This is a genomic window from Protofrankia sp. CiP3, from assembly GCF_917627345.1.
In the GTDB taxonomy this organism is placed as follows: Bacteria; Actinomycetota; Actinomycetes; order Frankiales; family Frankiaceae; genus Protofrankia.
On sequence record NZ_CAKJTM010000014.1, the window covers coordinates 46,899 to 48,524 of the forward strand.

Annotated in this window: 2 protein-coding genes and 1 pseudogene; 2 read left to right on the plus strand and 1 reads right to left on the minus strand. The window is 67.1% G+C overall.

Annotated elements, in window-relative coordinates; all coding sequences use genetic code 11:
• Positions 1-436 (plus strand): annotated as a pseudogene (locus MJ797_RS07940) (adenosylhomocysteinase); the annotation flags it as partial.
• A 5-nt stretch (positions 437-441) separates the two neighbouring features.
• Positions 442-984: an NUDIX hydrolase gene (locus MJ797_RS07945; protein WP_374581704.1), complete on the plus strand. Its 543-nt coding sequence runs from the start codon at positions 442-444 to the stop codon at positions 982-984.
• Positions 985-1,378: 394 nt separating this feature from the next.
• On the opposite strand, the gene MJ797_RS07950 is transcribed toward MJ797_RS07945, so the two are convergent.
• Positions 1,379-1,626, minus strand: a 248-nt coding sequence (locus tag MJ797_RS07950) for a DUF6343 family protein (RefSeq protein WP_239333286.1), incomplete at its 5' end; no start/stop codon positions are given.

Below are 1,626 nucleotides of genomic sequence, written 5' to 3' on the forward strand. Positions count from 1 at the left end.
GGGCTTCACCGTCGCCCGTGACCGCGAGAGTGCGCTGACCGGGGCCGGGCTGGTGCTCTGCGCCACCGGCGCGGTCTCCCTGCACGGCGAGGACTTCGCCCACCTGCGCAACGGCGCCTACGTCGCCACCGTCACCAGCAGCGAGGACGAACTCGAGCTGACCGGGCTGCCAGACATCTACACTCGCACGGCTGTCGGCGACCACGTGACTCGTTACCAGACCACCGGGCACTACTTCTACCTGGCGAACGGCGGCAACGCGGTCAACTTCCTGCACGGCGCCAGCGTGGGGCCGTTCATCTTCCTGGTCCAAGCCGAGATACTCGCCGGGATCAGGATGCTCACCCGCGGCGATCTCACCCCCGGCATCCACGAGGTTCCCGCAGCCGACCGTGCCACGATCGCGGCGATCTGGCTCTCCTACTTCAACAGGTGATCGACTTGGCCATCACGGCAGACCACATCCGCGCCACCCTGACCGCCTACCTCGACATCCACGCCGAGGAGAAGCCCGACCTCGCGCTCCTTCTCGACCTCCTCGACACCGGCGCTGGCCTCACTTCCCGCAAGGAGTTCCGCGGCCACGCGACCGCCGGCGCGATCCTCACCGACGCCGACGGACGCGTCCTACACATCTACCACCGAGCACTCGACACGTGGCTTATGCCCGGCGGCCACCTCGAAACCCAGGACGAAACCCTGCTAGACGCCGCCTTGCGTGAGCTCACCGAGGAGACCGGCATCCCGGTCAACGCCGTCACACCAGCTGATGATAAGCCGATCCACATCGACGTTCATCCCATCCCCGCCAACGATGCCAAAGGCGAGCCGGAGCACCAGCACATCGACTTCCGGTTCCTCTTCCACACCGCCGCCGACATCGGCCAGCTCCAGACCGAAGAAGTCACCGACGCCACCTGGCGCAACATCGACATCCTCAGCGACCCGACCTTGCGACAACGCATCGCCGCAGCCCTTCGCTGACACCCCCGACCGCCCGCCCCGCGCGCATCCGGCCCCGGACGCGCGCGGGGGCCGGCCTCCATCATCATCACCCCGGGCCTCACACGTCCCTCGACGGCCCACGACCCCACTGCCTGCGCAAGGGACTTGACAGCCCGGCTACCGACTGGGATCCGTCACTGGACGTGATAAGTGTGCAGGTACGCGGGCCGACACGACCAGGCTCGCTTTGACCTGGTTCTGTGTGGATGCTGTCCGAGCCTCCCCAGGGGCGCTCGACCGTGTCCACGAACATCGGCACACGGCGTGACCCGCGGATGTGGACAGTGCGGTTGAGCCGGACGCTCGAGGAAGTCCAGGTAAGGGCGTCGCTGGGCTTCCTCAGACACTTCTCGGAAATTCCTCGGACACGCTCTCAGCGCCGTTCCCGGCGCATCCGCCGCATGATGACAATGAGGTCGGCCACCGCTGTCAAGGCGATCAGAGCGAGTACGGCGGCGGGCAACGGCCGATCGGAAACCGCGTAATAGGCGCAAGCGCCGACGCAGAACAGAAGCCCGAACAGGGCGAGTGCCAAGCGCAGACCCAATGCGCTGCGGGCGGGCGGGAATCCACCTGGGCCACCGTCATCCACAGCTGCCCGCTGCTCCGGGCTTAGTGGTC